Source organism: Bacillus sp. P4_D3 (assembly GCF_056401855.1).
Window position 1 is genome coordinate 1 of sequence record NZ_JBFUIN010000607.1, and the last position, 1889, is coordinate 1889.

General features: G+C 35.0%; 2 protein-coding genes. Both read left to right on the forward strand.

Annotated features, from left to right (window positions below; all coding sequences use genetic code 11):
• Positions 1-171 (forward strand): IclR family transcriptional regulator domain-containing protein (locus tag AC1DTM_RS24640; protein WP_477001115.1); only part of this gene is annotated, 171 nt, incomplete at its 5' end.
• A gap of 75 nt (positions 172-246) precedes the next feature.
• Positions 247-1884: a M20/M25/M40 family metallo-hydrolase gene (locus tag AC1DTM_RS24645; RefSeq protein WP_088099283.1), complete on the forward strand. Its 1638-nt coding sequence runs from the start codon at positions 247-249 to the stop codon at positions 1882-1884.
• Positions 1885-1889 lie beyond the last annotated feature (5 nt).

Sequence of the window (1889 nt, forward strand, 5' to 3'; positions counted from 1 at the left end):
GCTTCAGTAGCTGCACCTATTATCGGATTTAATCATAAAGTAGTAGGAGCATTAAGTGTTGGGTTAATTAGTCATCGCATTAATGATGATCGACTATCTTTTCTTATTAGTAAGGTAAAACAAGCAGCTCATGAAATATCAATAAAAATCGGCAGTACATCAGAATTATAATTTTGATAGCTGTCGTCATTTTTTATTCATATATTGGAATTGATTTTCATAATGCGGAAAAATAGGGGGATTTATATGTCAAAGTGGCAATCAAAAGAACAATTAGTGCAATTATTAAGCAATCTTGTTGAAATTCCTAGTATTACAGGTTCAGAAGCTGAAGTTATATTACCAGACTTTGTTGTAGGACAATTATCAGACTTACAGTATTTCAAACAAAATCCGCATCATTTGCAAAAAAATCCGACCGGGGATGGAAGATATTTTGTTACAGCGCTAGTAAAGAAAAGTGATAGTACGAAAAATACCGTAATTCTTGTTAGTCACTTTGATGTTGTAGATGTACAAGATTACGGAGTGTGGAAAGAAGATGCATTTAACCCTAAAAAGCTAACATCTATGTTTTATTCTCATAAAGATGAGCTACCAGATCATGTACGTGAAGATATAGAACAAGGAGATTGGCTATTTGGTAGAGGAACAATGGATATGAAATGTGGTCTAGCTTTACAAATGGCAATGGTTGAGCAAGCTTGTGAAGGAAGATTTGATGGGAATGTTCTTTTATTAGCTGTTCCAGATGAAGAAGTGAACTCTGTAGGGATGAGGGCTGCTGTTCCGAGATTATTAGACTTAGCAAGAGAACATGACTTAGAGTATAAAACGGTTCTAAATTCAGAGCCTATGTTTTCAAGGCATCCTGGTGACCAAAATAAGTATATTTATACTGGTTCTATTGGTAAGGTGTTACCTGGTTTCCTTTGCTATGGAAAAGAGACACATGTAGGCGAACCTTTTGCAGGATTAAATGGGAGTTATATGGCTGCATTATTAACAGCAGAATTAGAGTTGAATACGGACCTTTGTGATATTGTAGATGGTGAAGCGAGTCCACCACCAACTAACTTGCTTCAAAGAGACTTAAAGGAGGATTATTCTGTACAAATTCCTCATCGTGCTGTCACATTATTTAACTTGTTTTTACTAGAAAAAACGATGACAGATGTAGTTTCATTATTACGTCAAAAAGTAACGAAAGTAGCAGAGAAAATCGAAGAATCGTATGAGGAGCGAGCGTATCATTTTTCTAAGCATAATCCGTTCATACCGCCTAATCTCAAAGTAAATGTATTAACGTATGAAGAGCTTATCACTTATGCAATTGAACAACATGGAAGAGAAAAAATAGATGAAATTCAATCTAATATTATAAAAAATAGAGAAGATAAAGATGATCGTGCGGTAACCATTGATTTAGTAGACAAATTATCTATCTTATGTAAAGAAAAGGCTCCGATGATTGTACTTTTCTTTGCGCCGCCATACTATCCAGCTGTGAGTTCACGCAACAATCCTTTAATTAAAGAGGTAGTTGTAGAAATGGGAAAGTATGCCCACTATAATCATAGCATTACATTTGAAAATCAAAATTATTTTGGAGGAATTTCAGACTTGAGCTATGTGGGCTTACAAAACCCATTGGACTCAATGAGTTCTCTTGTAGACAATATGCCATTATGGGATAAAGGTTATTCAATTCCACTTCAGGAATTAGAAGAGTTTGACGTTCCAGTATTAAATATGGGGCCGGTAGGAAAAGATGCACATCAATGGACGGAGCGTCTGGACGTAAATTACGCATTTGAAACGCTATTAGATATGTTACCTATATGTATTGAAAAATTACTTGTTTCTAATAAAGTTACACAGTGATAGTG

Bases quoted from the DNA above. Each gene is read 5' to 3' on its own strand.
- AC1DTM_RS24645 (WP_088099283.1), top strand. From the start codon at position 247: ATGTCAAAGTGGCAATCAAAAGAACAATTAGTGCAATTATTAAGCAAT.